Consider the following 26026-nt stretch of genomic DNA (forward strand, 5'->3'; position numbering starts at 1 on the left):
TTGTCAGCTTCCCGTTCGCGCGACCTGCTTCGTCGTAAAGCAAAGTGCGAATCTCAGCCGGATATCGCATCGGAGGTGGGAAGCAAACCACAAGGTCTGGATCCTCGGCAGGGTGAATTAGACGGGACTAAACAGCCGATTCCGCGAGAGATTTGGATTCTGGTCAGCGCTGCGTTCATCATTGCGCTGGGCTTCGGTCTGATTGCACCAATCTTGCCGCAGTACGCGCGCAGCTTCGATGTGGGGGTGTTCGCGGCCAGCTTCGTGGTCAGTTCGTTCTCCATTTTCCGGCTAATCTTCGCGCCGGCATCGGGCTCACTGGTAGAGAAGCTCGGATATCGGCGCACGTACCTAACCGGCATCAGCATCGTCGCGCTCTCGACTTTGCTTGTCGGTGTTGCGCAGACATATTGGCAACTGCTGGCGTTTCGTGCGCTCGGAGGCATCGGTTCGACGATGTTTACGGTCTCGGCAATGGGGCTGATTGTGCGGATTTCACCGCCGGAGATCCGCGGTAAGAGCTCGGCCGCCTACGGCACAGCCTTCCTGTTGGGCAATGTCTTTGGCCCAATCATTGGTGCTGCAATGGGCGCATGGGGCATGAGGGTGCCGTTTTTCATCTACGGTGGCGCGCTGATTGTGGCAACGATTGTGGTCGGCATGTCGCTGAGTGCGGAGCATCTTCGCCATGTAGTGCCCAAGCGCACAACCCCGGTGCTGAGGTTCTCCGAAGCAATCCGTGACTCGGCATATCGAAGCGCACTAGTCGGAGCCTTCGCCAACGGCTGGTCGAACTTCGGCGTGCGCGTCGCGATTGTCCCGCTGTTCGCTGCGGCAACGTTTTCCCATGTTGGCGCCCCAGAACCGGGCAGCGATGGGGCAGTAGCCGCCACTGCCACAGCTGGTTTCGCGCTGACGGCCTTCGCGCTCGGCAATGTCACGGCATTGCAGTTTTCCGGTCGTCTCTCCGACCGCATTGGCCGTCGTCCACTGCTCATCACAGGCCTGTTTATCAACGGCGTGTTCACTGGCGCAATCGGATTTAGCAGCGGTGCCATTCCGCTACTGATTCTCTCAGTCCTCGCCGGCTTCGGCGCTGGCATGATCAATCCATCGCAGCAGGCCGTGCTTGCCGACGTCATCGGCGCCAACCGCCAAGGTGGAAAGGTGCTCGCCAATTTCCAGATGGCTCAGGACTTCGGAGCGATTTCCGGCCCGCTGATTGTCGGCGCAATCGTGGATGCCGCAGGGTTCAAGGCCGGTTTCCTTGTTTGCGGTGTCATTTCGCTGGTCGCAATGGTGGGCTGGATTTTCGGGCGCGAGACTCTACCAGCCCACTCGTCGAACAGCGGGGCCAAAGAAGTCAAAGCGAAAACAGCTTAAGCAGAAGCGGATTTGCTAGTTTCCTTGCCTTCATCGAGCTTTCGGCAAATAGCCACGTAGATAGCGCCAGTGATGTTGTGCACCACAGCGGCCACCGCGCCGGGAAGCGCTGCCTCCGGGGTAAAGAACTTCGCTGCCATACCGGAGGACAGGCCAGCGGACTGTGTGCCGACCTCCACCGCCACCGTGCGCTTGCCCGCAGTCGGCATCCCCACCAGCTGGCCTGCAAAGAAGCCGAGCACGTAGCCCAGAACGTTGTGGATGATCACAGCCACAAACACAATCAGGCCAATGTTTGCCAGGCTCTCTGCGTTCTTGGCCACGGCACCGAAGACCACGCCACCGATACCGAGAATAGAAATCCACGGCAGGATCGGGAGGATCTTGTTAATAAAGGTATCGGCCACAAAGCGGATAATCAGACCGCCAATCACTGGCAGGAGGACTGTCTGGCAGAGGCTCCAGGCCATCCCGAGGCCGTCGACCTCCGTGTGCGCGTCGGCAAGCAAGAGCATAAGAAACGGCGTCATAATCGGCGAGACCAGTGTCGACACACTGGTCATGGCGACGGACAGCGCGACATCGCCACGCGACAGGTATGCGATGACATTCGACGAAGTGCCGCCCGGAACAGAGCCCAGCATGAGCAGACCAACAGCGAGTGCCGGGTTGAGTCCGAGGACTTTAGCCACGGCAATCGCCAGCAGTGGCATGATGACAAACTGCGCAATGACGCCGAAGAGAATCGCCAACGGGCGCTTAGCGACCTGCTTAAAGTCCGGGATGGTCAGGGTGAGGCCCATCGCGAACATGATGATCATCAGGAAGTACGTGATGTAATCCGTCAGCGGAGTAAACGGGGCGGGGAAGAAGAATGCCAGCGCCGAACCCGCCAAAATAAAGCCCGGAAACCCGAGAACTTCAATCATTGCCGAGAGCTTCGACGGTGCCTTATTTTCCTGCCTGCCATTCCCAGAAATCTCCTCGGGAGAATGTGGTTTTAGTGGGGACTGCCGGGGCGAAGACGGCTGCGTTTCTGGTGCGTTGTTATAGCTGGACATTCTCTAGCGACCTTGGGCTTATACGTTGCGAAATTGCAAAAATCCGCCGAACGGTGGGTGTTCCACGGCGGAAAATAGCTGATATGTGTACAAACTTGTAGGGAAAATGTTAGCCACCTCACCCCATGCAATTGCAAAATAGGTACCCCGAAGTGGGTGAAATGCGCTCGCTTAACGACGGCCCCAGCGCCGGGGCCTCATCCAAGAAATCGACCGCCTAGTGTCGTGACCTTGCGGACAGGAAATGGTTTTTTGACCGACGGTGGCGTAGTCTGGGCACTCGGTGTGAAATCCTGACGACAATGTCGCAGAGAATCTGGCAGCGGTATAAATTCGCTGGTGAAACGCTTGAAAGTGCATAGTGCATGATGGGCGCCCCTCCTCGGAAGTAAAAGCTGAATTGGGTTTGGGCGCAATTTTTCGAAGTATGTGCAAGAGAAGCGATGTCATCGCAATTCCGACGTGAGAGCACTGAAAACAAGAACGTAAATTGGGCGGGTCATGTATGTGCGACCCAACTGTGAGTAATCAACTGTTGAATATTGAGTGTGCGGGCGAAAAGGCCCAGGAAGAGCCCCAAATGGCTAATAATGAAATGAATGGCAGCGTCGAGGAAAACCGCGAGGATCAGCGCGAAAACCAGCGCGAGGACGCAATTGTGAAGGCCGAGGATGTAGTGGCCGAGGAAGCACCGGTGGTCGAAGAGAAGGCCGCTGAGGAAAAGACCGAAAAGGCTGAGGTCAAGGAAAAGGCCGAGAAGAAGGCCGAAAAGAACAAAGACGACAACGGCGACGACACCGTCGGCTTCGATGAGCTTGAGCTGCCGGATGACATTGTCAATGCAGTTCGCAAGGTTGGGTTTGAGACTCCGTCCCCAATTCAGGCTGCAACTATCCCGACTCTGATGAGCGGCCGCGACGTCGTCGGCCTGGCTCAGACTGGTACCGGTAAGACCGCGGCGTTTGCGCTGCCGATTCTGGCTCGCATTGATCGCTCCGTCCGTGCACCACAGGCTCTGGTGCTCGCTCCGACCCGTGAGCTGGCGCTCCAGGTTGCGGATTCCTTCCAGTCGTTTGCTGATCACCTGGGCAAGATTCAGGTCCTGCCAATCTACGGTGGTCAGTCTTATGGAGTGCAGCTGTCGGGTCTGCGCCGAGGTGCGCAGATTATCGTCGGCACGCCTGGTCGTGTCATCGACCACCTGGAGAAGGGCTCGCTGGACATCTCCGACCTGCGCTTCCTGGTACTGGACGAGGCCGATGAGATGCTGCAGATGGGCTTCCAGGAGGATGTCGAGCGCATTCTTGCCGACACCCCGGATGACAAGCAGGTCGCGCTGTTCTCGGCTACCATGCCGGCTGCGATTCGTCGCCTGTCCAAGCAGTACCTGACGGAGCCGGAAGAGATTACCGTCAAGTCCCAGACTCGCACTGCGGACAGCATTCGCCAGCGCTTCCTGATGGTCAGCCACCGCAACAAGCTGGACGCGCTGACCCGCATCCTCGAAGTCGAGGAATTCGAAGCGATGATCATGTTCGTGCGCACCAAGCACGAGACCGAGGAGCTCGCCGAGAAGCTGCGTGCCCGCGGATTCTCCGCTGCCGCCATCAACGGCGACATCCCGCAGACTCTGCGTGAGCGCACGATTGATCAGCTCAAGGACGGTCGCCTGGACATTCTGGTGGCAACCGATGTGGCTGCTCGTGGCCTGGACGTTGACCGTATTTCCCACGTGGTCAACTACGACATTCCGCACGATACCGAGTCCTATGTCCACCGCATCGGTCGTACCGGCCGCGCTGGCCGCTCCGGCGAGGCGCTGCTCTTTGTCACCCCGCGTGAGGGACGCCTGCTGCGCTCGATTGAGCGTGCAACCAAGTCGCAGCTGCACGAGATGAAGCTGCCGACCGTCGATGAGGTCAACGACTCTCGCAAGCAGAAGTTCGCTGATGACTTGACCGAGGCGCTTGCTGATTCGCAGGTTCCGGTCTTCCGTGAGCTCATCGAGGAGTACGCAGAAGAGCACGACACCCCACTGGTTGATATCGCCGCCGCTATCGCTGCGCAGGCACAGTCGGGCGACTTCCTAATGAAGGAGCCGCCGCGTGGCCGTCGTAACGACCGTGACCGTGATCGTTTCGACCGCGACCGCAACCGTGGCCGCGATGGTCGCTCCCGTGGTGAGCGCGGTCAGGGCAAGCGCGCTGACCTGGTCGAGTTCGACCGCGCGGGCACCGCAACCTACCGTATCAGCGTCGGTCGTCGCCAGCACGTCCGCCCGGGTGCCATCGTCGGTGCCATCGCCAACGAGGGTGGCCTGTCCTCCAAGGACTTCGGACACATCGACATCCGTGGCGATCACACTCTGGTCGAACTGCCGGCCAACCTGCCGCAAGAAGTCATCAACAACCTCTCCGATACTCGCATCTCCGGCCAGCTCATTGGGCTGAAGCTTGACGACGGCACCTCGGTCGACGACAGCGATGACTACCGCGGTGGCCGTGGTGGCTACCGTGGCGATCGTCGTGATGGCGGCCGTGGTCGCGGAGGATACCGTGGTGGTCGCGGTCGCGACGACCGTCGTGGTGGTGGCCGTGGCCGCGGTGGCTACCGTGGAAACTTCGAAGATGGTGACGATTTCGGCGGCCGTGGTCGCGGAGGATACCGTGGTGGTCGCGGTCGCGACGACCGTCGTGGTGGCTACCGTGGTGACCGTGATGACCGTCGCGGTGGTTACCGAGGCGGACGCCGCTAAACCTGCTAGGTGAGGTGAGCTGGGTGGTCGTCGTCAGGCGACAACCGACGACCGCCCTTGGCGCTGACCTAGAAAATAAAAAACTGCCGGTACGCATGTACTTTCAAACCCGATTAGTCGGGCCGAAACGTACAGACGCACCGGCAGTTTTATTGTGTCTGAGCGTGAGCTCTAGATGAAGAACATCAGGATGCCGGCGACAACCCACAGCAGGGAGAAGATGCCGGAGAACATAGCCAGCTGGCCCTTCTGCTTGTCCCAGTCGAGCTCTTCAGCCTTCTTGCGACGCTCGATGAACTCCGGATCGTCAGCATCCTCGTCTTCGTCAGCGATGCCGAGGCCGGCCATCATCAGACGCTGACGCGGAATGACCAGGAAGAACAACAGTGCCCAGGCGATGATAGCCAGCAGAATTGCGGCGTGCATTGCCCCGGACTTCATGTAGGTCGACACATCGGTGAACATGACACCGAAGCCGAGCAGCGGCACGAGCAGCGACCACATGCCGTAGGTGCGCGAAATGGCGTGCATGGTGCGCGCGGCGCCGACCGTTCCAGCCTCTCCGCCGCGGGCTGCAAGCGCGAGCTTCGGGAACATCGAAATTGCGACAGTCACCGGTCCAAGCAGCAGAATTGCCGCCAGGACGTGAACCATAAGAACTACGTTTTGCACGTATTACCTTTCCACGACTGAATGTAGGCCTCGCGTTCAAGCGAGGAGTGGCCTGGATATTTCTTTATTAAGACCAGTCCTTAACTTAACGTGCTCGCACTATTTTCTCTATTTCGTGCCTTTCCTCGCGCGGATTCCACACGCAGTGGCCATCGCCTTCCAGTCTGCCGACGATACGGGCAGGTCCCATTTAATGGCCACCGCTAAGTAACGATGCGAATAGTCACACGCCTTCGTATCCTCAGGAAGCCATTCGGCCGGGCTGGCATCTCCTTTATCCCGGTTGACCGCGCTTCGCGTGGGTACGAGGTTGGTCTCGATATCGTTGGCAAATTGCCGACGCCTCTCGGAATCCCATGCGTAGGCTCCGAAATCCCACGCCGCTGCCAACGGATAAATGTGGTCGATATCGACCTCATGCGCACCAACTGGGTCACCCGTGTAAGGGTCGGGGGTTTCGCGCGGGGAGCCGTCGTCAAGCGAACACGCAGAGCCCCCGAACCACGCCGCCAACACTTTATGGCGTGTATTGCAATCGGCAGAACCTGCCCAGACGTCGAAGCGCTCGCGTTTGTATCCGGTGACGGTGGGGCGGTCGGCGACGACGCGCACGGTGCGCAGTTGCTTGACGACGGCTTCCGTCTCCGACCCCGCGGGGGAGGAGGTGACGAGAACTCGCGTAAGCGCAAAGGATGAGACAAAGGCGGTAGTCAGGGAGGCGGCCAGGATGGCAAATAAAAAAGGGCGCATACCTAGTTGGGCGCGAAAAATACTTTTTCGGTTCCCTTGTAGGTATGCGCCGGGGCTAGCCTGCGGGGCTAGCGGAGGCCAAGCCTAGATCAAAGCGTTAGACCAGAGCCTGCTTTGCTGCGTGGTCGAACTCTTCCTTGATCTTCTCGTTCGGCTCCTTGGTAAGCAGCGTGACAATAATCATCACGACAGTTGCAGCGGCGAAGCCCGGGACGATCTCGTAGAGAGTGTCGCTGAGCGAGCTCATGCCCCATGCGAAGGAGACAACCGCACCGGTGATCATGCCGGCAGCAGCACCAGGGGTGTTCAGGCGCGACCAGTAGAGGGCGGCCAGCAGAATCGGGCCGAATGCCGAGCCGAAGCCAGCCCACGCGAAGCCAACCAGATCCAGAATGGAGCTGTTCGGGTTAGCAGCGATGATTGCGGCGATGATGGCAATCAGCGCGACGGCGACGCGGGAGAGCGTCATGTAGGTCTTCGGACGCAGGGACTTGTTGACCGTTGCCTTGAACAGGTCCTCGATCAGCGCGGAGGAAGACACCAGCAGCTGCGAAGAAATGGTGGACATGATTGCTGCCAGCACTGCAGTCAGAATCAGGCCTGCAATCAGCGGGTGGAACAGGATGCGGGTCATGTCCAGGAAGATGGTCTCGTAGGAAGACGCATCAGTGACCGAAGCATCTGGGTTCGTAGCGAAGAAAACAGTTGCGGTCAGGGCCACGAGGACCGAGCCGAGCATGCACAGTGCCTGCCAGCCAACGCCCCAGCGGCGACCCTCAGTTGCGTCCTTTGCACTGCGCAGAGCCATGAAGCGGACGATAATGTGCGGCTGGCCAAAGTAGCCCAGACCCCAGCCGAGGAGACCGATAATAGTGATTAGCGGAATGCCGGCGAACGGATTGAAGAAGGTCTCAACCGGCTGTCCCTCGCTGCCCGGGTACGGGTTGTTAGCAGCAAAGCTGAAGATGTCCGAGAAGGAGTTGCCGTTGTTAATCAGGTAGATGATGCCGACAGTCGGAACCGTCAGCAGCGCAATGAACATGATGATGCCCTGCACCGCGTCCGTGTAGGAGACAGCAAGGAAGCCGCCGAACAGGGTATATGCGACAGTGATCCCCGCAACCAGCAGCATGCCGACGAGGTAGCTGCCACCGAACGTCGACTCCCAGTAGCGGCCACCTGCGACCATGCCCGAGGAGACGTAGAAGGTGAAGAACAGCAGAATAATCAGGCCTGCGGAAACGCGCAGCACCTTCGACGTATCGTGCAGACGGTTCTCCAGGAACGACGGCACGGTAATCGAGTTACGAGCAATCTTGGTGTAGCTACGCAGGCGCGGTGCGGTGAACTTCCAGTTCAACCATGCGCCTGCGACCAGGCCGATTGCAATCCAGGTCTGATTCAGGCCTGAAAGGTAAATCGCGCCGGGCAGACCCATTAGCAGCCAGCCGGACATGTCCGATGCACCCGCTGACAGTGCTGCGACGAACGGATGCAGACCGCGACCGCCAATCATGTATTCGTCATACTCTGCGGTCTTTTTCCATCCGGTCCAACCGATGTAGACCATCAACAGCAGATAAATGACTAGTGCGATGATGAACCATGTTTGTTGGTCCACAGGGCAACTCCTCATTATTTATTAGGCGTACAGTCGGACTCACGCACTGCCCAGCACGCCGGAAACAGTTTCCTGGCGCATCACTCAATTTCAATTGAGTCCGTCCGCTTGACGACGTTCACAGCGTCGCAGCAAAATCGAGCCAGAAAGTGGCCGACAGAAACAGCGGAACCTGCGATTCGCAATGAAACACAACTTCAGCTTCCAGGCTGTCTACGACAGTCAGCGGAGCCCACTGGCACTTGCGAACCATGGCAGAACTATTGCACGAGTCACACATTTTTAATTCTTGTAGCTCATACGACGTTTGCATGTGATGCGCTGCATTGCAAGATAAGAAGCGTTGAAAAAGGCTTTAAAAATCGGTTAAGTGCGACAAATTACCTGGGAAAAGGGGTATTTGGGTGGAGGTGAAGTAATTTTTGCAAGATGCATAATTCGAACACGCGTGCTAATTTTGTGGTGTGATGGAAAAGCTGCTCCGGGGTGCGTGGCAGAATCTTCATTGAAGAAATATCTGGTGGCGAAGTCGCCGGGTGATTAGACGGTGATGGCTGAGCAAGCAGTGGGGAGGAAGTAATGGGCCAAGTTGCTAAGTCAGCGGTGCCGTTGCTGCTGCACGCGGTCTGGAAGGATGATTCGGGTCTTCACCTATGGGTGGAGCGGCCAGAGGGGCACCGGATTATTGCGGACGTGGATTTGCTGGAAGTCCCGGCGCATCAGCGTCGGCTTTTTGCAGTCCTGGACCGGGGGAGTCGAGCGCAGCTGACGCTAAAACTGCGCACACCGAAGGGGCGGGCAGTAGAGAAAACGGTACCCACATGGGTGTTCCCGCCATGGGCTGCTGTGACAGCACTGGTGCAATTGCAGGAGGAAGTTTCCTCGGCGGCGATGGCGCCGGATCTTAGGTTCTTTGTAGATGTTGTACAGGGATTGGATGCTTTCGCACGCTCTGGGCGGGCACTGGTGGCGCTGACGTGGGAAGACAATGAGTGGTGGCCGACGTGGCGGATGTCGGAGGGGTTGAGTGAGATTGCCTGGCAGAGTCAGGTCATTTCCCGTACACCACCGGTGTTGATTGATAACGGAGGTGCCACGGTGGCTGAGGATTTCATCAATCGGATGTTTCATTGGGTCACCAACGCGCTCCTGGCCGATTTGGATGAACCGGCAGAACAGCGCCAGAGTTTCGTGCGGTCGTTGTTGCAGTCGGATTCCCTGGGGCGCGCGACGCCGGGGGTGGCGCAGTCGCTGGCAAAGTGGAGGCTGTCGGCCGATGGTGAGGATGTTCGCCTCCAGCTAATGGTGCAAGAACCTGTCGGTTTTGAGGGACGGCTGGAAGACTTGCCGGATGTGGATCTTCCGCAGCTGTTGGAGTTGCGGGATCGAGCGGATGACGAAGGCGGCTCAGTTACTCGCTTCAACCCTCGTTCAGCTGCGGTGGAACATGAGACTCTGTGGCCATTGCGGATGTACTACCGCATCGGCGTCGCAGCTCCGGAACGCCTGAACCCAGAAATGTGTCGCCGCTCCGTGTTGTCGCTGCTTCGCCCGCAGCTATTGGCTGCACAAGAGGCATTCCCAACGCTCAAATATGCGAAAGCAGCGGGCCACCCGGGTTTAGATCTGCTGCTGACCTCAGAGCAGCTGATAGAGCTTATGACTGATGGCATCTCGCAGTTGGCAAAGGTCGATATCGATGTGATGCTGCCGCCGAACTGGAAGTCAGTGGAAACCACCCTGCAGTTGCACACTGAAGTCGTCCAGTTAGACCCGACGGGGCCTGCTGGGCGCCGTTCGGAACCGAAACTCGGATTTGACCAACTGGTTGATTACGAGTGGAAGTTGGCTGTGGGGGATGCCGTACTGACGGAAGCGGAAATGCGTGAGCTCGCTGCATCGAGTACGGGGCTAGTGCATCTGCGCGACCACTGGGTGCACGCGAACCCAGAGGTAGCTAGAGAAGCCCTGAAGTTTCTGGTGGAGCAGACCAAGGCCGGGGAGGAAACCGGTAAGGGGCAAGCCACCCTGAAAGAGCTGGTCTTCGACGGTGGCATGGAGTCGCAAGCTCCAGCAGCAGTGCCAGTCGCCCCCAGGGATCCCTCTTGGCTCAAGGCGTTGGTGTCGAAGTACTCAGACGGTTCCACGGCCCTCGCAGAGTCGGTCGAGGTGCCACCGAGTTTTGTCGGTGAGCTGCGGGCGTATCAACAGCGCGGTGTGGAGTGGCTGGCGGATATGTCCAACCGCGGCTTTGGTGTCATTCTCGCTGACGACATGGGGCTTGGTAAGACTGTGCAAATTCTGGCGCTGTTGGAGTTTGAGCGCTGCCGTCGTCAAGCGGATGCGAAGGATCAAGAGCACAAGGCTTCGCTTCTGGTCGTTCCGACAGGTGTGCTGCGCAATTGGGCAGCAGAAGCGGCAAAGTTCACTCCAGAGTTCAAGGTTGGGCTGCTGCATGGTTCAAACCGCCCTCATGGTGAAGAACTACAGGAATTTATCGGAAAACACGATGTTGTTGTGACGACCTATGGTGTTGCTACCCGCGATGTGAACGAACTGTCCCAAGTGCAGTGGGATCATGTGATTGCTGACGAAGCGCAGGCAATTAAGAACCCCAACGCCCAGGTATCCAGAGCGCTGCGGAGCCTGGGCTCGCGGCACAACATCGCCATGACTGGTACTCCGGTGGAAAACGACTTGGGCGAGCTGCGCACCATCATGGATTTCTGTAATCCAGGCATGCTGGGGTCGGCGAATGCATTTCGCAACAAGTTTGCGATTCCCATCGAGCGTGATGGGAATGCGGAAATGCTACTGCAATTGCAGTCGATTACAGCACCTTTTATTCTGCGCCGACTCAAGTCGGATCCAGCTATTGCACCGGACCTGCCCAAGAAGAATGAGCAGGTGGAGATGGTTCCTCTCACGACGGAGCAGGCTTTCTTGTATCAGGAAGCTGTGAAGGACATCGAGGACAAGCTCAAGCGCTCGAAGCGGAATCGCTCTGGCAACTTCGGGCGAAAGAGCATCATCCTCGGCGGCATCATGAAGTTGAAGCAGATTTGCAACCACCCAGCGCACTACCAGCACGACGGCTCGGGGCTGCTTAATCATGGGCAGCATCGCTCGGGCAAGGTTGCACGGCTGGAAGAGCTCGTCGATGAGATTGTCCAAAACGGTGAACGCGCGCTTGTGTTCACGCAGTTCGTGGAGTTCGGCAAGATGCTCGCCCCTCATTTCAGCAAGCGCCTGGGCGTGGACATTCCGTTTATCCAAGGGGCAATGACTCCGGCACAGCGCGAGAAAGTAGTGGCAGAGTTTAATGCCCCGGACGGCCCACCAATCATTTTGCTGTCTACTCTCGCGGCAGGTGTTGGCATCAACCTGGTTGCCGCCAACCACGTCATTCACATTGACAGGTGGTGGAATCCAGCAGTTGAAAACCAGGCCACGGACCGCTCTTACCGCATCGGTCAGCGTAAAGACGTACACGTGCACAAGCTGGTCAGTGTGGGAACTTTGGAAGAGCGTATCGACGAGCTGATTTTCGAGAAGGCAGAATTGGCGGATGCAGTTGTGCGTGCTGGTGAAACCAAGCTGACGGAGATGGACTTTCACCGTTTGCGGTCTCTGTGGCAATTGGACAAGGACAAGATTCAGGCACTGCGTGAACCGATGGACGCAGCGGAGTCAAAGTCCGGTGGGACGGTGACTGATGGGGTGAACCCGGAGGGCACGGCATCGGACTCCACAACCTCGGATGACGATTCGATTCCCAACAATGTGACCCCGTTTAGAGTCCAGAAGAGGTGGTACTGATGGCCGGTGACGGAGACGTGACATGGGGCGACAATGTCATCTTTGCCGAGTTTGGCAAGGGGCCCTCTGGAAAGCGTGGTCGTAAAAGGACCACGGCGCGAAGCGCGCCAGCAACCAGCTCGACGATTGAAAAGCTCCTGGCCACCCAGGACTGGGCTGGTGCATTTACCGGACAGCAGCGACGTGGAACCGCAGCGCGCGTGGCGGTCGAGCCACGTACTACTTTTGCCCGGTGGGTGTGGGAGTTCATCATCCGTGGCGCTGATTCGGGTCGTGTTCACAGAGGTGAGAAGTACAGGTTCGACGGCAATGTGCTGGGGCTTCGAATCGCGGATGGTTACATCATCGGTGAAGTGCAGGGCAGCCAGCCGGAACCATTTTCAGTCTTTATTCGGTTCCCACGGCGGGAGCAGAAACAAACTGACGACGTACTGCGGTGGTTGGTGAACAATCCGTCGGCCTTCACAGAGTTTGAGCACGGCGAGTTGCCGTATGAGCAGATGGAAATGCTGTTGTGCGATGGCGAAGAGCACATTTACAGCGAATGCACCTGCCCGGACCCGGCACCTGTGTGTAAGCACACCGTTGCAGTTGCCGCTCAACTTGTCGCTGATATCGACCGCGATCCGCTGTCGCTACTGCAGCTGCGCGATTATCCGCAGCGCGAATTGCAACGCCGGCTTCAGGAACTAACACAGCTGCGAAACCGGACTGCGCCGAAGCGCCTCGGGCTTGGTGGCGCGGTTCGGGAGAATCCCAATAAAACCGCCCAGAAGTCGAATGATGCTGGTGGAAAAGATAGCGGTGACAACGAGCAGAAGAAGGTTGCCGAACTTTTCGCTGTCGAAGCCGATTACTGGGGCAATGACTTGGAACGAGTCAGTGTTCCTTCGCTCGAGGTTATTGACCCACTAACAGTTACCGACCGCAGTTTGCTGCATGAAGCATTGCAGCCAACCTGCGTAATTTCGAGAGAGACCATTCGTGCAGTCGCTGATTTGGAAGATTGTTGGCAACATCTGCAGGAATCGCTGAGCCTGGGACAAAAGGAGCGCTAGTCATGAAATTCATTCACACCTCAGATTGGCAACTGGGAATGACTCGGTGGTTCCTAGAGCTCGACGGCGGTGAAGCCCAAGCTAGGTTCCACGAAAGTCGCCTCAACGCCATCGATCGCATCGGCGAGTTGGCGACCAGCGAAGGCGCTGAGTTCATTGTCGTCGCTGGAGACGTGTTCGATTCCAACACATTGCCGGACAAGGTGTTCTTGCGGGCTCTTGAGCGAATCGCCAAGCTACCCGTGCCGGTGTATCTCCTACCCGGCAACCATGATGCGCTTGATGCTTCTTCCATTTATCGACGTAGTGCTTTCGAATCTTTGGAAGACCGAGGAGTTTACGTAATTCGCGACAGTGCGCCCATTGCCATCCGTGACGGGGTGGAACTCATCGGCGTGCCAGTGCGCGGCAAGTATTCGGCTGATGACAACGTGGCGGAAATAGCCACGGAGCTTGAGCCCGCCGATGGAATCCGAGTGATGGTCGCACACGGCCAAGTAGAAGGCTTTGGTGCTGATGCAGGAGCCACCATTGATCTGACCAGCTTGGAACAAGCTATTGACCGCGGGGCGTTGCACTATGTTGCGCTGGGGGATTCCCACTCCACGAGCCAACTCGATCATACTGGCAGAGTTTATTTCTCCGGCGCACACGAAACCACAGCGTACGACGACAAAGAACGGGATTCCGGCAATGCACTCGTCGTCGACATTGTAGAGAGCAGCCCCGAAAAGGGCTCAGTTACCGTGGCCTCCCACCGAGTGGGGCAGTGGGCTTTTCATGCCATTGACATGGATATCACTGGCGCGGAAGACCTCGATGAGTTCTTTGCTGAACTGGACGGTATCGAGGCGAAGACAGACACAGCGGTGAAGTATTCATTGCGAGGAACCGTGACACTGTCGGAGTCGACTACCTTTGAAAAACGACTTGAGCAGTATCAACAGCTTTTCGCTGCACTTTATCGCCGGGAAAGTGGTTCCGATTTGACGGTGGTTCCGTCCGAGGGGGATATCTCTAATCTCAATCTCACCGGTTATCCGCTCATAGCTGCAGAAAAACTAACGGTCTTGAGCAAAGGGCGAACCGAGAGCGGCAGCCCGCTATCAGAATCTGAAACCACCGCAGCAGCCGATGCGCTTCGCTTGCTGGCGCGCCTGGCCGGAGAGAAGGAATAAATCATGCGTTTTCACGACATCGAATTACACAATGTACGTGCGATTGATTCACTCTCAATCACAGGGCTCGCCGAGCGGGGCGTGGTAGTGATTTCCGGTGAAAACGAGTCAGGTAAGACGACAATCGCCAAAGCTATTCACGTTGCGCTGACGACAAAATGGAAGTCCAGGGCAAGCGAAGCGCTTAGTCTGAACAGTCACTCCAGCCAGGAAAAGCCGCAGGTTAAGCTCCGGCTGGAGCTTGACGGCTACGAATTTACGCTGGACAAGATCTTTGGTAGCACCAAGGACACCGGCACAATCGTCACCGTCCACTCTCCGACAGCCGAGGTTCTTAAAGATGACCAGGCGGAAGAGTGGCTGGCCGCCCGAATGCACAATGCAGACACCAAGAACCTGTGGCAGGTCTTCGTTGCCGAGCAGGGGCAAGCACAAAAGACACTCTCCTTGGGCGGTTATGCGCAGGTCACAAGCGCACTGCAGTCGGCATCGGGGCAGCGCGCGGAAACCGCAGAAGAGGTAGGCCTGTTTGAAGCCGTTGAAGCTGAATACGGCAACTATTTCCAAAAAAATGGCAAAGAGCGCAAGCAGCTTACCGACGTAGACAAGGAGCTGGCGGAAGCCCAGCGGGTGCGCGACGAAGCGGCGAAAAAGGTCCGGGAATTCGAAGCGCTCAATGAGGAAGCTGCTCGTAATGAAGAAAGCCAACACACGCAGCGGGCATCGTTGCCAGAAGCCAAAAACGAAGTCGAGCATTGGGCGCAGGCACTCGAAGAACTCGAAAAGTTCAGGGTTGCCGTGTCCCAGGCACAGGAGGTCTCTGCAGCGGCGAAGCAGCAGCTGGACTTAGCTAAACAGGCTCAGCAAGAGCGGGAAACCTTCATTCAGCAGGCACAAGATGCCAAGGACCAGCATTCCGTCGCAGAGAAGAGAGTTGCTGAACTTAAGGAAGCGTTCGATAAGGAGGTCGCAGCTTTAAAGAAGGCGCAGGAGGATCGCGATGCGGTTGTGACCGCGTACCGCGAAGCTCGAAAAGCAGAAGAGCTGGCTGCAGCTGAAGTCGCATTGGGGGAGAAGCGCGGCTTGGTCGAAGCTCTGTCGAAGCGAGTGGAGAAGCTCGATGAGCTCCGTGCACAATTGGCAGAGCACAAGGAGGTAATTGCACGAAATTCCGTTACCGAGGAGGTACTGGAACAACTGTTGACCTGCGAACGCGAAGTTGTAACAGCCACCGCTGTGCTGGAGGCATCGAGCCCGAGTGTGCAGCTCTCGGCTAGTAGTGCGCAGGAGGTCACGGTCGACGGCGAGAAAGTGGGGCTAGCGCCGGAGGCTGAGTCAGTTCAACATGCGGTTACTAAGCCGTTGGCCATCGAAGTTGGCGACGTCACGGTTGCTGTCCAGCCCGGAGACGGCTCAGATTCGCAGCAGCGAAAGCTAGGAAAAGCAGAGATTTCGCTCAAGGAACAGCTTGAGGCGGCAGGCGCTGATTCCGTCGCGGAAGCACAAAAGGCACACACTCGACGTCGTGAAGCGGAAAAAGCAAAATTCCAGGTGGAGACATCCATAACTGCGGTGTCCGACGGTGTGGAGTATCACCAGCTCACCGCAGAGTTAGACGATGCGAAGGAAGAAGCACGAGTACAGGGCGAGCGGTATCGGGAACTTGCGGGCGAGGATGCGCCGACGGAGATTGACTTGGTGTCGGCAAAGTCGCGGCTGGAAGAAGCTGCAGTGGGGCGTAGGGATGCCGAGTCGGAGCGTGACAATGCCGATATGCGCTTGTCGAAGCTGGAAAAGCGTCCTGCACACGCCAACTATACGAAGGCTAGCAGCGAGCTTGAAGGGGCTCGGTCCGTCTTGAAGGTGCGCGAAGATTCGCTCACGACGGCGCGAGAAAAAGCCTCGGATGCCGAGATTTTTGCTGCGGTGGAAAACCGAGGCAAGGACTATGAGGTGGCAGAAGAGCAGCTGGCTGCGGCTCTGAAAGAGTTGGCGCAGCGGGATGCCGACGACGTGGAAGCATCGCTCGCGGGCGCTAAGCAGCGACGGGATGCAGTTGAGAGTCGCCTGGCTGAGCTGGAAAAGCGCCGGCAAGAGATTCGGGTGCACTTGGACTATTTCGACAGCGCGAATGAGAAGCTGGCAGCTGCTGAGGGGGTAGTGGAGCGAACACAGCGAGATCGGGACTCGATGCGTCGCCGTGCAGCCGCCGCCAAGACTCTTATGGAGGTAATGACACAGGCACGTGCGGCATCGCGGAATGCGCTGGCTGACCCCTTGCTCCGCAAGCTCGAAGAGTACGGCGGCGGTGTGTTCGGTGCGGGAACCCAGTTCACGATGAATGAGGACTTGCAGATTGAGTCACGGTCTAATGCCGATGGCAAGTTCGATGTCGATGAACTATCTGGTGGAGCGCAAGAGCAGCTGGACATTCTGCTGCGCTTGGCCGTTGCCGGTGTCATGGAGGGCGGCCAAGGCGCCCCGGTGATTATTGATGATGCGTTAGGTTATTCAGACGAACACCGTTTGCGGCGGATGAATAATGCTCTTGCCAAAGCGGGGCGCGATATGCAGGTATTAGTCCTGACGTGCGATGAAGCCCGGTTTGATCGTGTGACAGGAGCGGAATTTATGAAAATTCAGGATTTGGTTTCAAGATAGTAGGCTCTGTACATATGCAAGATGTTCCGTGGTTAAGTGATGAAGAGCAGCGGTTATGGCGCTCAATTCTGAACGCTAAACGGGCCGTTGACAGGTCAATCGACCTTCAGCTGCAAGATTCTCTCGATATTTCCACTGCAGATTTTTCGGTTCTGGTTGCTCTCTCCGAGGCTGAAGACAATGTTGTCCGCATGCGCACCCTGTGTGAGTCCCTGGAATGGGACCGCAGCCGAATGTCGCACCAAATTACTCGCATGGAGCGACGCGGACTAGTAACTAAGGAACGCTGCGCCTGCGATAACCGTGGTATCGATGTCACGCTTACTGAACACGGTCGAACCGTGATTGAGAAGGCGGCGCCGAACCATGTGAAGCTTGTACGTCATGTCTTGTTTGACGTGCTCGGTGAAAATATCGACTATCAGGGGATTTCCGCTGTGCTCGATAAGATTGCAGCGACCGCCAATGCTGCGGTCACCGATTCCGTCGACGGAAAAGCAGAGTAGTCAAAAGTTTTTCTGTGAGTGTTTTCTCATTTGTCTCCGCTTCGAGGCTCTCACCATTAGCCTAGAGCAGTATGAACTCATTTGAATGGCTGAGTGATGATGAACAGCTCTTTTGGCAGTCGATGGTAGCTGCTTTTCGCGAGGTAGAGCGCAATATTGAGCGGAGCCTACGCACTCGAACCGGGCTGACGTTCGCGGACTTTACCCTGCTCATCGCTCTGCATGAGGTGGAGGATGGGATTCTGCATGTTGACAAGATTTGTGATCGACTGAAGTGGAACCATCCTCGCGCGCTGCTGCATACCAACAGGTTGGAAAAGCGCGGATTTATTCACACCGAAGATCACGGCGAAGACCCGGACTCGGATTATGTCGTCGTCCTAACAGGTGTTGGTCGACATGTGTTTGCCGAAGCGGCGCCGGACTACGTAGACACCGTTCGCGAGGAAGTTATTTCGCCACTTGCGAATGAAGACCGCGAAGTGATGTTGAGGTGCTTCCAGGCGGTTCTCGAAAGGAAATAAGCCTCCTACGCCCTGCTAGTAAAACCACCACTAGCAGGGCGCTTTTTTCTCTCCGCTTCAATCTGTAAGGTAAGGCGTGCCTAATGCAAAGGGATGAGTATTCACTTCTCTTTGTGCGCCCTAAACACCAAAAAACTACGCAGAGATAAATAAGGCAGAAACAAGAACGCATGAGAGTCAATATTTTCGCCAAGGCTAAAACCGCGCCAAAGACCAAAACTCTGGCCGCAATCGGGTGTGCAGCGCTGAGCTTCGTCGCTACAGCATGCGGTGCGGACGCAGAGTCGAACACGGCTGCCGACAACAAGGGAGAACTCACTGTCACTGATGTCGCAGGTCGCACTGTGACCTTCGACAAGCAGCCAGAACGAGTCGTGCTCGGTGAAGGTCGCGCCATGTTTGTCACCGCGATGCTTGACCAAGAAAACCCGGGTGACCATGTTGTCGCCATGGGCAGCGATCTGCATTCGGGCGCACCATCGTTTGAAGCCAAGCTTTTCGAGACGAATCCAGAGCTGAAGGACATGCCGACCATCGGCAATATTGCCAAGGGCGATGTCACAGTTGAAAACCTCATCTCCCACGACCCAGATGTGGTCGTCATGACCCTTGACCACAAGAAGGCCGCGGAGGAGTCCGGCTTCCTCACCAAGCTCGATCAGGCAGGTCTGAAGTACGTATTCACCGACTTCCGTCAGAAGCCCCTGGAAAACACCGCCAAGTCCGTCGAGCTCCTCGGCCAGATCGTCGACGAGCAGGACAATGCCAAGAAGTTCACCGACTTCTACACTAAGCGCGTCAACGAGATCACCGAACGCGCCGCCAAGCTCGAAGACAAGCCAAAGACCCTGGTCTGGCGAGCAGCCGGCCTCAAGGATTGCTGCTCGACCGTCAACAAGTCCAACCTCGGTGACCTCGTCACAGCAGCCGGCGGTGAGAACCTCGGAGACAGCCTCATCGACACCGAATCGGGCAACGTGACCGCAGAGAAGGTCCTGTCCGTCCAGCCGGAGAAGATTATCGCCACAGGCGGTTCCTGGGCACTCGACCCGAAGAAGCCGGAAGTCCTGCCACACGTCGAACTCGGTTACACCGCCACTCCAGAGACCGCACAGCGCACTCTGGAAGGCCTGCTGAAGACTCCGGGTTTTGACACCCTGACCGCGCCGAAGAAGGGGGACCTGTACGCCGCCTTCCACCAGTTCTACGACTCGCCGTACAACGTCTTCGCCCTCGAGCAATTCGCCAAGTGGATTCACCCCGAAGAGTTCGCTGACCTCGACCCAGTCGCTGACTTCGCCAAGTTCCACAAGGACTACCTACCCTTCGAACTCAGCGGCACCTTCTTCGCCGCGCTGGAGCCGACCAAGTAACCCATCTTCCACCATCGAAGAAGGAATCCGATGACTTACACCAATCTGCACGCTCCCGCGTCAGGGCTTGACGACGAACCCCGCGAGCCCACCTCCACCAACGACAGTGGCGGTCAAGAGTCGCAGCCCGCCACCGAACAGCACGAGTGTCCGTCGTCAAGCACGACCTACGACTCTGCGCGACAGTACCGACGACGCTCCGCCCGGAAGATTGCCGTTATTGCGGTGCTGGTGGGGCTGGCCGTGTGCGCGTTTGTAGTAGCGACGATCGTGGGGCCGATGTCACTGAGTGTGGGGGATGTCGTGCGGGGTATCGTGAGCCCGAATGACGTTGATGAAACCACTCGTACGGTGCTGTGGAAGCTGCGCCTTCCTGCATCAGTGATGGCAGTGCTGATTGGTGCAGCGCTGTCGCTTGCCGGTGCACAGATGCAGACAATCCTCGACAACCCACTGGCGGAGCCGTTTACCCTCGGTATTTCGGCTGCAGCGGCGTTCGGTGGGGCGGCATCGATTGTGCTGGGCTGGGTGATTATTCCGCATGCGCAGTTCAACCTGGCGGCCGTGGCCTGGGTATCATCCGTCATCGCGGTGGCGATTGTGGCGGCGGCGTCGGTATGGCGCGGCTCGGGTAAGGAATCGATGATTCTGCTGGGTATTGGTCTGGTGTTTCTATTCCAAGCGCTGTTGGCGCTGTTGCAATACCGCGCGACTACCGAGGCGCTCCAGCAGATTGTGTTCTGGACGATGGGCTCGCTACAGCGCGCGAACTGGGTGGCCAACGGCATTATTGCGGCGGCGCTGCTGATCGCCATTCCGTTCACCATTCGCTATGCGTGGGCGCTGACGGTGCTGCGACTTGGCGATGCCCGCGCAAAAGCCGTGGGCATCAATGTGGATAGGCTGCGCATTGCGACGCTGATTGTAGCCTCGCTGCTGGCGGCAACCGCAGTGGCCTTTGCCGGCATCATCGGCTTCATCGGACTGGTCGGTCCACACATTGCGCGCATGCTGGTCGGTGAAGAACAGCGCTTCTTTGCCCCGGCATCGATGGCGGCAGGCGCGGCGCTGCTGGCGGCAGCTCATGCGGTATCCATCACGGTGGTGCCGGGTGTGGCAGTGCCGATTGGCATCATTACCGCAATCGTCGGTGTCCCATTTTTTGTTGGCTTGGTTTTCCTGCGTAAGAGGACGGTGTGGAACTAATGGGCGTATTTCTCGATGTCAACGAAGTAGCTGCAGGCTATGGCAAGCGGAAGGTGCTGCGCGGGGCCTCAGTACGCACGCTGAAGCCCGGTACGGTGACGGGTTTGCTCGGGCCAAACGCTGCGGGCAAATCCACACTGATGACCACTCTGGCGGGGATTCGAAAGCCCATGTCCGGGGAGATTGCACTGACCCGTGACAATGAGCGGGTCATCGGCTCCGAACTGCGCGATGTGGTGGGCTACGTGCCGCAGGATCTGCCGGCTAGCGCCTCGCTGACCGCATTCGAATCGGTACTGGTCTCTGGTCGGCGCGCCGGGCGTCTGCGCGTGCGCGGCTCCGAGATTGAGCACACGGCGGAGGTTCTCCGGAAGGTTGGTATTGAGCACCTTGCCGACCGCTTCGTCGGCGAGCTCTCCGGCGGTCAGCGTCAGCTCGTCGCCGTCGCGCAGATGTTTGTCCGCGATCCCGAGGTCATGCTTCTCGACGAACCCACCTCCGCCCTCGACCTGCGCCACCAGGTGGAACTCCTACAGCTCGTCCGCGCGGAGGTCGCCTCACGGAGCTCCTTGGCGCTCGTCGCAATCCACGATCTCAATCTCGCAGCCCGCTACTGCGATGAGCTTGTCATGCTTCACGACGGCCACGTGGTTGCCCAGGGGAGTCCTGCTGACGTTCTCACACCGGATCTCTTGGCCCGCGTCTATGGAATTCGAGCCCGCGTGCTTAATGATGGAGGCGTGCCTGTGGTGTGTCCTATTGAGGAAGACCAGGTTTCTGAGGCCGCATAGTGCGGATTTGGCTGGGGTGCGGGGCATTTCGCTAATCGCCCCAGCCAAGTGGTAACATCTCTTCTCGTTGCACTTGTTGTACTTGTGCCACACGCCCCCGTAGCTCAGTGGATAGAGCGCCGGTTTCCGGTACCGAAGGTCGGAGGTTCGACTCCTCTCGGGGGCACGTCTTATCCCTTAAGCGGTTAGGTTCGATTAGATTCGCCTGGTTGCTTGAGGGATTTTTGTTTCGGGTGTACCTGGCGGAAGCGGGCCAATCCGAGTTACTGACTGCGTTTATGACAAAAATGACCCAAAAAAATGGCCTGAAAGTGTCATAAACTCACACAGTTTCACATGTGCAGCCCGTCGGGGGATCCCGGTTAATTGACCGGGCGACGAACCGTACCGTCCGGATAGCGGGCAAAGCGCCCCTCTTCAAAGGGTGCAACCGGATCGTTGGAATCAAACCGCCATGCGCCGAACTCGCCACGCTGGTAGGCATCGAATGCCTCAACGAGCTCTTCGCGGCTATTCGCGACAAACGGGCCATGCTGATACACGGGAGCGCCAATTGGTCGGCCTTGGAGCATGAGCGCGAAGGCCCCCTCGTCACCTGCAGAAATGTCCAGTGCCTCGGTTGAGCGCAGCACTGCGCCCTCTTGCACCAGCGTTTCGCCCTCGATAGTGAGGCTGCCGCGTAGAGAGTAGAGAGTCCGAATTGTCTCGGCATGTTTGGTTGGTGGCAACGTTAGCTGTGCGTTCGGCTGCAAACGCAGCGCCCACACGGCTACATCGGAATCTGGTGCAGCGGCCCAGGATTCCGGTGGTGGAGCAAGCGGCTGAGTATCGCCGAATGCGCCCGCGATGACCTTTATGTCGTAGCCGTGGCCATTGTCATCAGTGCCGGTGACATGCGGAGTGTCTTCTGCCCAGAACATCTGGAAGTGCGGCTTTGCCCCCTTGCCTTCGGGCGGCAGGTTCAGCCAAATCTGAAACATGTGGTGAGGATTGGGGCCGTCGTTATGCAGAAGCGGGAACATTTCAGCATGCGCAGTGCCTGCGCCGGTGGTCAGCCACTGAGTGTCGCCATCGCCGTAACGAGCCTGTGCACCTTCGGAGTCGGTGTGGTCGACGTAACCTTCCTCGACAATCGAGATAGTTTCAAAGCCGCGGTGTGGGTGGGAGGGGAAGCCGGGGACGGTTGTGCCGTGGTACATGGACCAGCCGTCCTTGCCGGAAAAGTCCATGCCGATATTACGGCCGAGCAGAGAGGCATCGGGAGCCATAGTTTGGCCCTTGGCCTGTGGATATAGGTCATAGTGGTGGACGGCAAACAGGAATGGGTCCATACCTGGAAGCTGCGGATTATCGGCTACGGAGAATTTTTGAATGATTGCGCTCATGACAGGCTCCTTTGGCTAGCTAAATTCATCATCCACAACAAAATGTTGGCGTGTCAATCAAAAATGCTAGCCAAGGACCGACCCGACTGTCTCTACTCAGCAATAATCACAATCAGCGTGCGCGGCCCGTGGACACCTTCGACTCGGGCAAGCTCGATGTCCGAGGTCGCAGAAGGCCCCGAAATCATGGTGATCGGAGCGGTGGGATCACTCTCGCGTAGACGGGAAAATGCCTCCGGAATGCCGTAGACGACCGTGGAAGCAGGGACAACGCAGATGTGAATATCCGGCACCAAGGTCAGCGCGCGGCGGCCAGAAGTAGCCGAACCGTCCAGGAAAATGGTGCCGGTCTCGGCGCAGGTGACAGCAGAGCTGGTGACAATCGCATCGAGCTCGTCCAGCTCTTCGGCGGTGAAACCGGTATCGACGCGAATCTCGGTAGTGGCCTTACCTCCACCAGACTCCAACCCCGCAACCCACTCGCGGTCTAGACCCTCGGGAATACCAATCAACGACGCCCCGACATCAGCAATTGCCTTCTTCACAGCCTCATTGATGTCGGTTGCCGAGCTGCCACAGCGGCGCACGTCGGCTTTGTAATCGGCGATGCGTTCGTCGGCAAGCGAAATAATCTCTTTGGCCGTCAGGTCGGAGGAGCGCTCGTAGTCGCGTGGGATGTCGAAATGCGCGCCGGGCTCGCCAGGGATGATGCCCACGTCAGAGGCCAAATCACGGCCTTCGAAGGCGATTTTCTGAGCATTGCGGATACGCTCGAGGATTTCGCTCTTGGCAATGTTTGCGGATGCTGAGGAGTGGGACATCGCTAGGCCTCCTTGCCGGATGTGTCGGACGAGTCAGATTGATCAGAACCCGACAGCCCATTAATCTTCGTTGGAACCTGATGGGCCGATTCGCGTGCCAGCTGCGCCGAGAAATCCTTCGAACCCCACAGTGAGCGGAACGGCTTCTTCGGCGGAACCGGGGTATCACGCGCATCCGACCACCCGCTGAGGAAGAGCGGCAGGGCGTGAATCTCGCCGTCCTTCAAACCGAGTACGCGGGCGAGGGAGGCCATCTTTGCGCTCATGTTCCACAGCTTCTGATTGCCCATGATGAACCCGAGCGTGGCAAACAGCTTGCCCTCCACCGGCGGGCGGTGCTCCGTGACCTTACGGTGACGCAGCTCCAGCAGTGCCGCAGGGATGTCAATTCGCACCGGGCAGACCTCAAAGCAAGCCCCGCACAGCGAAGACGCATAGGGCAGCGAAGCATTCGGATCATCGTAGGAATCCATGCCAGTGAGCTGCGGGGACAAAATCGCACCAATCGGGCCCGGGTAGACCGAACCGTAAGCGTGACCGCCCACGTGCTCATAAACAGGGCAGATATTCAGGCATGCCGAGCAGCGAATGCACTTCAGCGCTTCACGCCCAATCGGATCTGCAAGAGTGGCCGAGCGCCCATTGTCCAGCAACACAATGTGGAAATTCTTCGGGCCGTCGCCGTCGGTCGTTCCCGTCCACAGAGAGGTGTAGGGATTCATACGCTCGCCTGTCGACGACCGTGGCAGTAGCTGCAAGAAGACTTCCAGATCCTGGAAGGTGGGAAGCAGCTTCTCAATACCCATCACCGAAATCAGTGTTTCCGGCAGTGTGAGGCACATACGGCCGTTGCCCTCAGATTCGACGACGGCTACCGTGCCGGTTTCGGCTACACCGAAGTTGGCGCCAGAAATCGCAACCTTGGCCTCCATAAACTGCTCGCGCAGGAACTTACGGGATGCCTCGGCCAGATCGGCCGGATTGGCTTTCAGGTCCGGGTCGACTCCGGGGATTCCATTGAGGAAGATCTCGCGGATATCTTCGCGATTGCGGTGGATAGCAGGAACCAGGATGTGGCTCGGCATGTCGTCGGCAAGCTGAACGATGAGTTCCGCCAGGTCGGTTTCGCGGGCGGTGATGCCGGCGTCGGCAAGTGCTTCGTTCAAGCCGATTTCCTGCGTGGCCATCGACTTAATCTTGACGACCTTTTCTTCGCCGGTCTCTTTCACCAAGTCCGTGATGATGCGGTTTGCCTCGGCGGCATCGCGAGCCCAGTGGACGTGACCGCCGGCATTCGTAACTGACTCTTCAAACTGCTCCAGCAGTTCCGGCAGACGCGCCATAACATCGCGCTTGATGTGGCTGCCCGCGAGCCGCAGCTGCTCCCAGTCATTCTTCTCGGCTACGACATGCGCGCGCTTCTGACGAATCGAACGCGTGGCATGACCGACATTTTCGCGCATGCGAGTGTTCTTGAGCTCCTCGTGCGCTGCGGCCGTGAACCCGCGCGTACCGCGCAGATGCCCGACGTTGTGCGGCGCGCGGGGAGGAAGGGCTGGCATGCCGACGTTAACTGCGACCATTACTGTTCACCTCGCAGGGAAGCTTCTTGGCGGTTGTGCACATCAAACGGGGTCTCCTTGGTGGAGGCCAGAATCTCGGCCATATGGATGGCGTGCACGCCAGAGTCCTGGCGACGCAACGCGCCACCGATATTGAGCAAGCAGGAAGCATCGCCAGCGGTGACGAACTCCGCTTCCGTAGCGCGGATATTGGCTGTCTTGTCGGCAACCATTGCAGCGGAGGTCTCCGCATTCTTCACCGAGAAGGTGCCGCCAAAACCGCAGCACTCCGCCGCGCCAGGCAGCTCGCGCAGATCGATTCCATCGACTGCGCTGAGCAGCCGCCACGGACGGTCACCCACCTTGAGTACCCGCAAGCTGTGGCAGGTGGAGTGGTAGGTCACTGAGTGGGGGAAGTAAGCACCGACGTCAGTCACACCAGCGACATCGGTGATGAACTCGGAGAGATCCAGCGTCTTGTTCGCGCAGGCCTGTGCCGCGTGGACTTGGGCACGGGTACCGTAACGGCCCGCAATCATCGGATGCTGGTGGCGAACGGCGCCGGCGCAGGAACCGGACGGGGCGACAACGTAATCAATCGAGGAATCTGCAAAAGCATCAGCGTAGGTGTCCAGCTGAGGAAGGACTTCCTTCTGGTACCCGGTGTTGACGTGCATTTGGCCGCAGCAGGTTTGTTGTGGTGGAAAGACCACATCGCATCCTAGGCGCGTGAGAACTCTGGCGGTCGCACTCACTGCATCTGGAAACATCATGTCCCCGATGCAGGTCGCGAAAAGTGCTACTTTCACGGTCGCTCCAAAAAGGGTTGAGGGGTAAGGCAATAATTTCCTACCTGAATGCTACGCCTAGCCCCGGATTAAATCTGTTCTCAACCTGAAT

The 26026-nt window shown here is 57.9% G+C and carries 20 protein-coding genes and 1 tRNA gene; 12 read left to right on the forward strand and 9 right to left on the reverse strand.

Features of this window, described 5'->3' with window-relative positions; translation table 11 throughout:
* Entirely contained in the window at positions 1-1383 is a 1383-nt protein-coding gene (locus CRD20_RS09165; protein WP_370546194.1) for an MFS transporter, read from the forward strand.
* Here the strand turns inward: CRD20_RS09165 and CRD20_RS09170 are convergent.
* Positions 1380-2312, reverse strand: coding sequence for a bile acid:sodium symporter family protein (locus CRD20_RS09170; protein ID WP_187405291.1), 933 nt, complete (start codon positions 2310-2312; stop codon positions 1380-1382). The two genes, CRD20_RS09165 and CRD20_RS09170, sit on opposite strands and share 4 nt — an antisense overlap.
* A gap of 712 nt (positions 2313-3024) precedes the next feature.
* Here CRD20_RS09170 and CRD20_RS09175 point away from each other — a divergent pair.
* Complete coding sequence (locus tag CRD20_RS09175; protein WP_187405292.1) at positions 3025-5199, forward strand: DEAD/DEAH box helicase; 2175 nt, start codon at positions 3025-3027, stop codon at positions 5197-5199.
* A gap of 171 nt (positions 5200-5370) precedes the next feature.
* On the opposite strand, the gene CRD20_RS09180 is transcribed toward CRD20_RS09175, so the two are convergent.
* The 4 genes from CRD20_RS09180 to CRD20_RS11225 form a co-directional block, all read right to left on the reverse strand.
* Positions 5371-5871, reverse strand: coding sequence for a hypothetical protein (locus CRD20_RS09180; protein WP_049172012.1), 501 nt, complete (start codon positions 5869-5871; stop codon positions 5371-5373).
* 108 nt (positions 5872-5979) lie between these two features.
* Positions 5980-6621 carry an HNH endonuclease family protein gene (locus tag CRD20_RS09185; protein ID WP_187405293.1) on the reverse strand — a complete coding sequence of 214 codons (642 nt, stop codon included), beginning with the start codon at positions 6619-6621 and terminating at the stop codon, positions 5980-5982.
* A 97-nt stretch (positions 6622-6718) separates the two neighbouring features.
* Entirely contained in the window at positions 6719-8242 is a 1524-nt protein-coding gene (gene putP, locus CRD20_RS09190) for a sodium/proline symporter PutP (RefSeq protein WP_370546197.1), read from the reverse strand.
* A 118-nt stretch (positions 8243-8360) separates the two neighbouring features.
* A complete protein-coding gene (locus CRD20_RS11225) occupies positions 8361-8495 on the reverse strand; it encodes a hypothetical protein (RefSeq protein WP_255468811.1) in 135 nt (44 codons plus the stop codon).
* A gap of 326 nt (positions 8496-8821) precedes the next feature.
* Here CRD20_RS11225 and CRD20_RS09195 point away from each other — a divergent pair, with 326 nt between their 5' ends.
* From CRD20_RS09195 to CRD20_RS09240, 10 genes are all read left to right on the forward strand, one after another.
* The gene (locus tag CRD20_RS09195) at positions 8822-12061 is read left to right on the forward strand and encodes a DEAD/DEAH box helicase (protein WP_187405295.1); all 3240 of its coding nucleotides are present in this window, start codon (positions 8822-8824) and stop codon (positions 12059-12061) included.
* On the forward strand, positions 12061-13119 hold the full coding sequence (locus CRD20_RS09200) for a hypothetical protein (RefSeq protein ID WP_070429342.1): 1059 nt from the start codon (positions 12061-12063) through the stop codon (positions 13117-13119). Before CRD20_RS09195 ends, CRD20_RS09200 begins: the two co-directional genes overlap by 1 nt.
* Positions 13120-13121: 2 nt before the next feature.
* Positions 13122-14297: a DNA repair exonuclease gene (locus CRD20_RS09205; protein WP_187405296.1), complete on the forward strand. Its 1176-nt coding sequence runs from the start codon at positions 13122-13124 to the stop codon at positions 14295-14297.
* 3 nt (positions 14298-14300) lie between these two features.
* Entirely contained in the window at positions 14301-16958 is a 2658-nt protein-coding gene (locus CRD20_RS09210) for an ATP-binding protein (protein ID WP_187405297.1), read from the forward strand.
* A 14-nt stretch (positions 16959-16972) separates the two neighbouring features.
* Positions 16973-17464: a MarR family winged helix-turn-helix transcriptional regulator gene (locus CRD20_RS09215; protein ID WP_187405298.1), complete on the forward strand. Its 492-nt coding sequence runs from the start codon at positions 16973-16975 to the stop codon at positions 17462-17464.
* 71 nt (positions 17465-17535) lie between these two features.
* Entirely contained in the window at positions 17536-17988 is a 453-nt protein-coding gene (locus CRD20_RS09220; protein WP_016422437.1) for a MarR family winged helix-turn-helix transcriptional regulator, read from the forward strand.
* Between the two features lie 170 nt (positions 17989-18158).
* Positions 18159-19361, forward strand: coding sequence for an ABC transporter substrate-binding protein (locus CRD20_RS09225; protein WP_070605100.1), 1203 nt, complete (start codon positions 18159-18161; stop codon positions 19359-19361).
* Positions 19362-19391: 30 nt separating this feature from the next.
* Positions 19392-20567, forward strand: coding sequence for an iron ABC transporter permease (locus CRD20_RS09230; protein ID WP_049194113.1), 1176 nt, complete (start codon positions 19392-19394; stop codon positions 20565-20567).
* Positions 20567-21358 (forward strand): ABC transporter ATP-binding protein, encoded by a 792-nt coding sequence (locus CRD20_RS09235; protein ID WP_049194111.1) that lies wholly within the window; start codon positions 20567-20569, stop codon positions 21356-21358. Before CRD20_RS09230 ends, CRD20_RS09235 begins: the two co-directional genes overlap by 1 nt.
* Before the next feature lie 93 nt (positions 21359-21451).
* Positions 21452-21524, forward strand: a tRNA-Arg gene (locus tag CRD20_RS09240).
* Between the two features lie 196 nt (positions 21525-21720).
* On the opposite strand, the gene CRD20_RS09245 is transcribed toward CRD20_RS09240, so the two are convergent.
* The 4 genes from CRD20_RS09245 to CRD20_RS09260 all read right to left on the reverse strand — a co-directional run bounded on the left by CRD20_RS09245 (position 21721) and on the right by CRD20_RS09260 (position 25935).
* Positions 21721-22743, reverse strand: a complete 1023-nt coding sequence (locus tag CRD20_RS09245; RefSeq protein WP_187405299.1) for a pirin family protein — start codon at positions 22741-22743, stop codon at positions 21721-21723.
* A gap of 92 nt (positions 22744-22835) precedes the next feature.
* Complete coding sequence (locus CRD20_RS09250) at positions 22836-23564, reverse strand: LUD domain-containing protein (protein ID WP_076771929.1); 729 nt, start codon at positions 23562-23564, stop codon at positions 22836-22838.
* A 2-nt stretch (positions 23565-23566) separates the two neighbouring features.
* On the reverse strand, positions 23567-25147 hold the full coding sequence (locus CRD20_RS09255; protein WP_070858442.1) for a LutB/LldF family L-lactate oxidation iron-sulfur protein: 1581 nt from the start codon (positions 25145-25147) through the stop codon (positions 23567-23569).
* Entirely contained in the window at positions 25147-25935 is a 789-nt protein-coding gene (locus CRD20_RS09260) for a (Fe-S)-binding protein (protein ID WP_042388597.1), read from the reverse strand. Before CRD20_RS09260 ends, CRD20_RS09255 begins: the two co-directional genes overlap by 1 nt.
* Positions 25936-26026 lie beyond the last annotated feature (91 nt).

Origin of the sequence: Corynebacterium sp. LK33 (assembly GCF_014334955.1) — a bacterium.
Taxonomy (GTDB): domain Bacteria; phylum Actinomycetota; class Actinomycetes; order Mycobacteriales; family Mycobacteriaceae; genus Corynebacterium; species Corynebacterium jeikeium_D.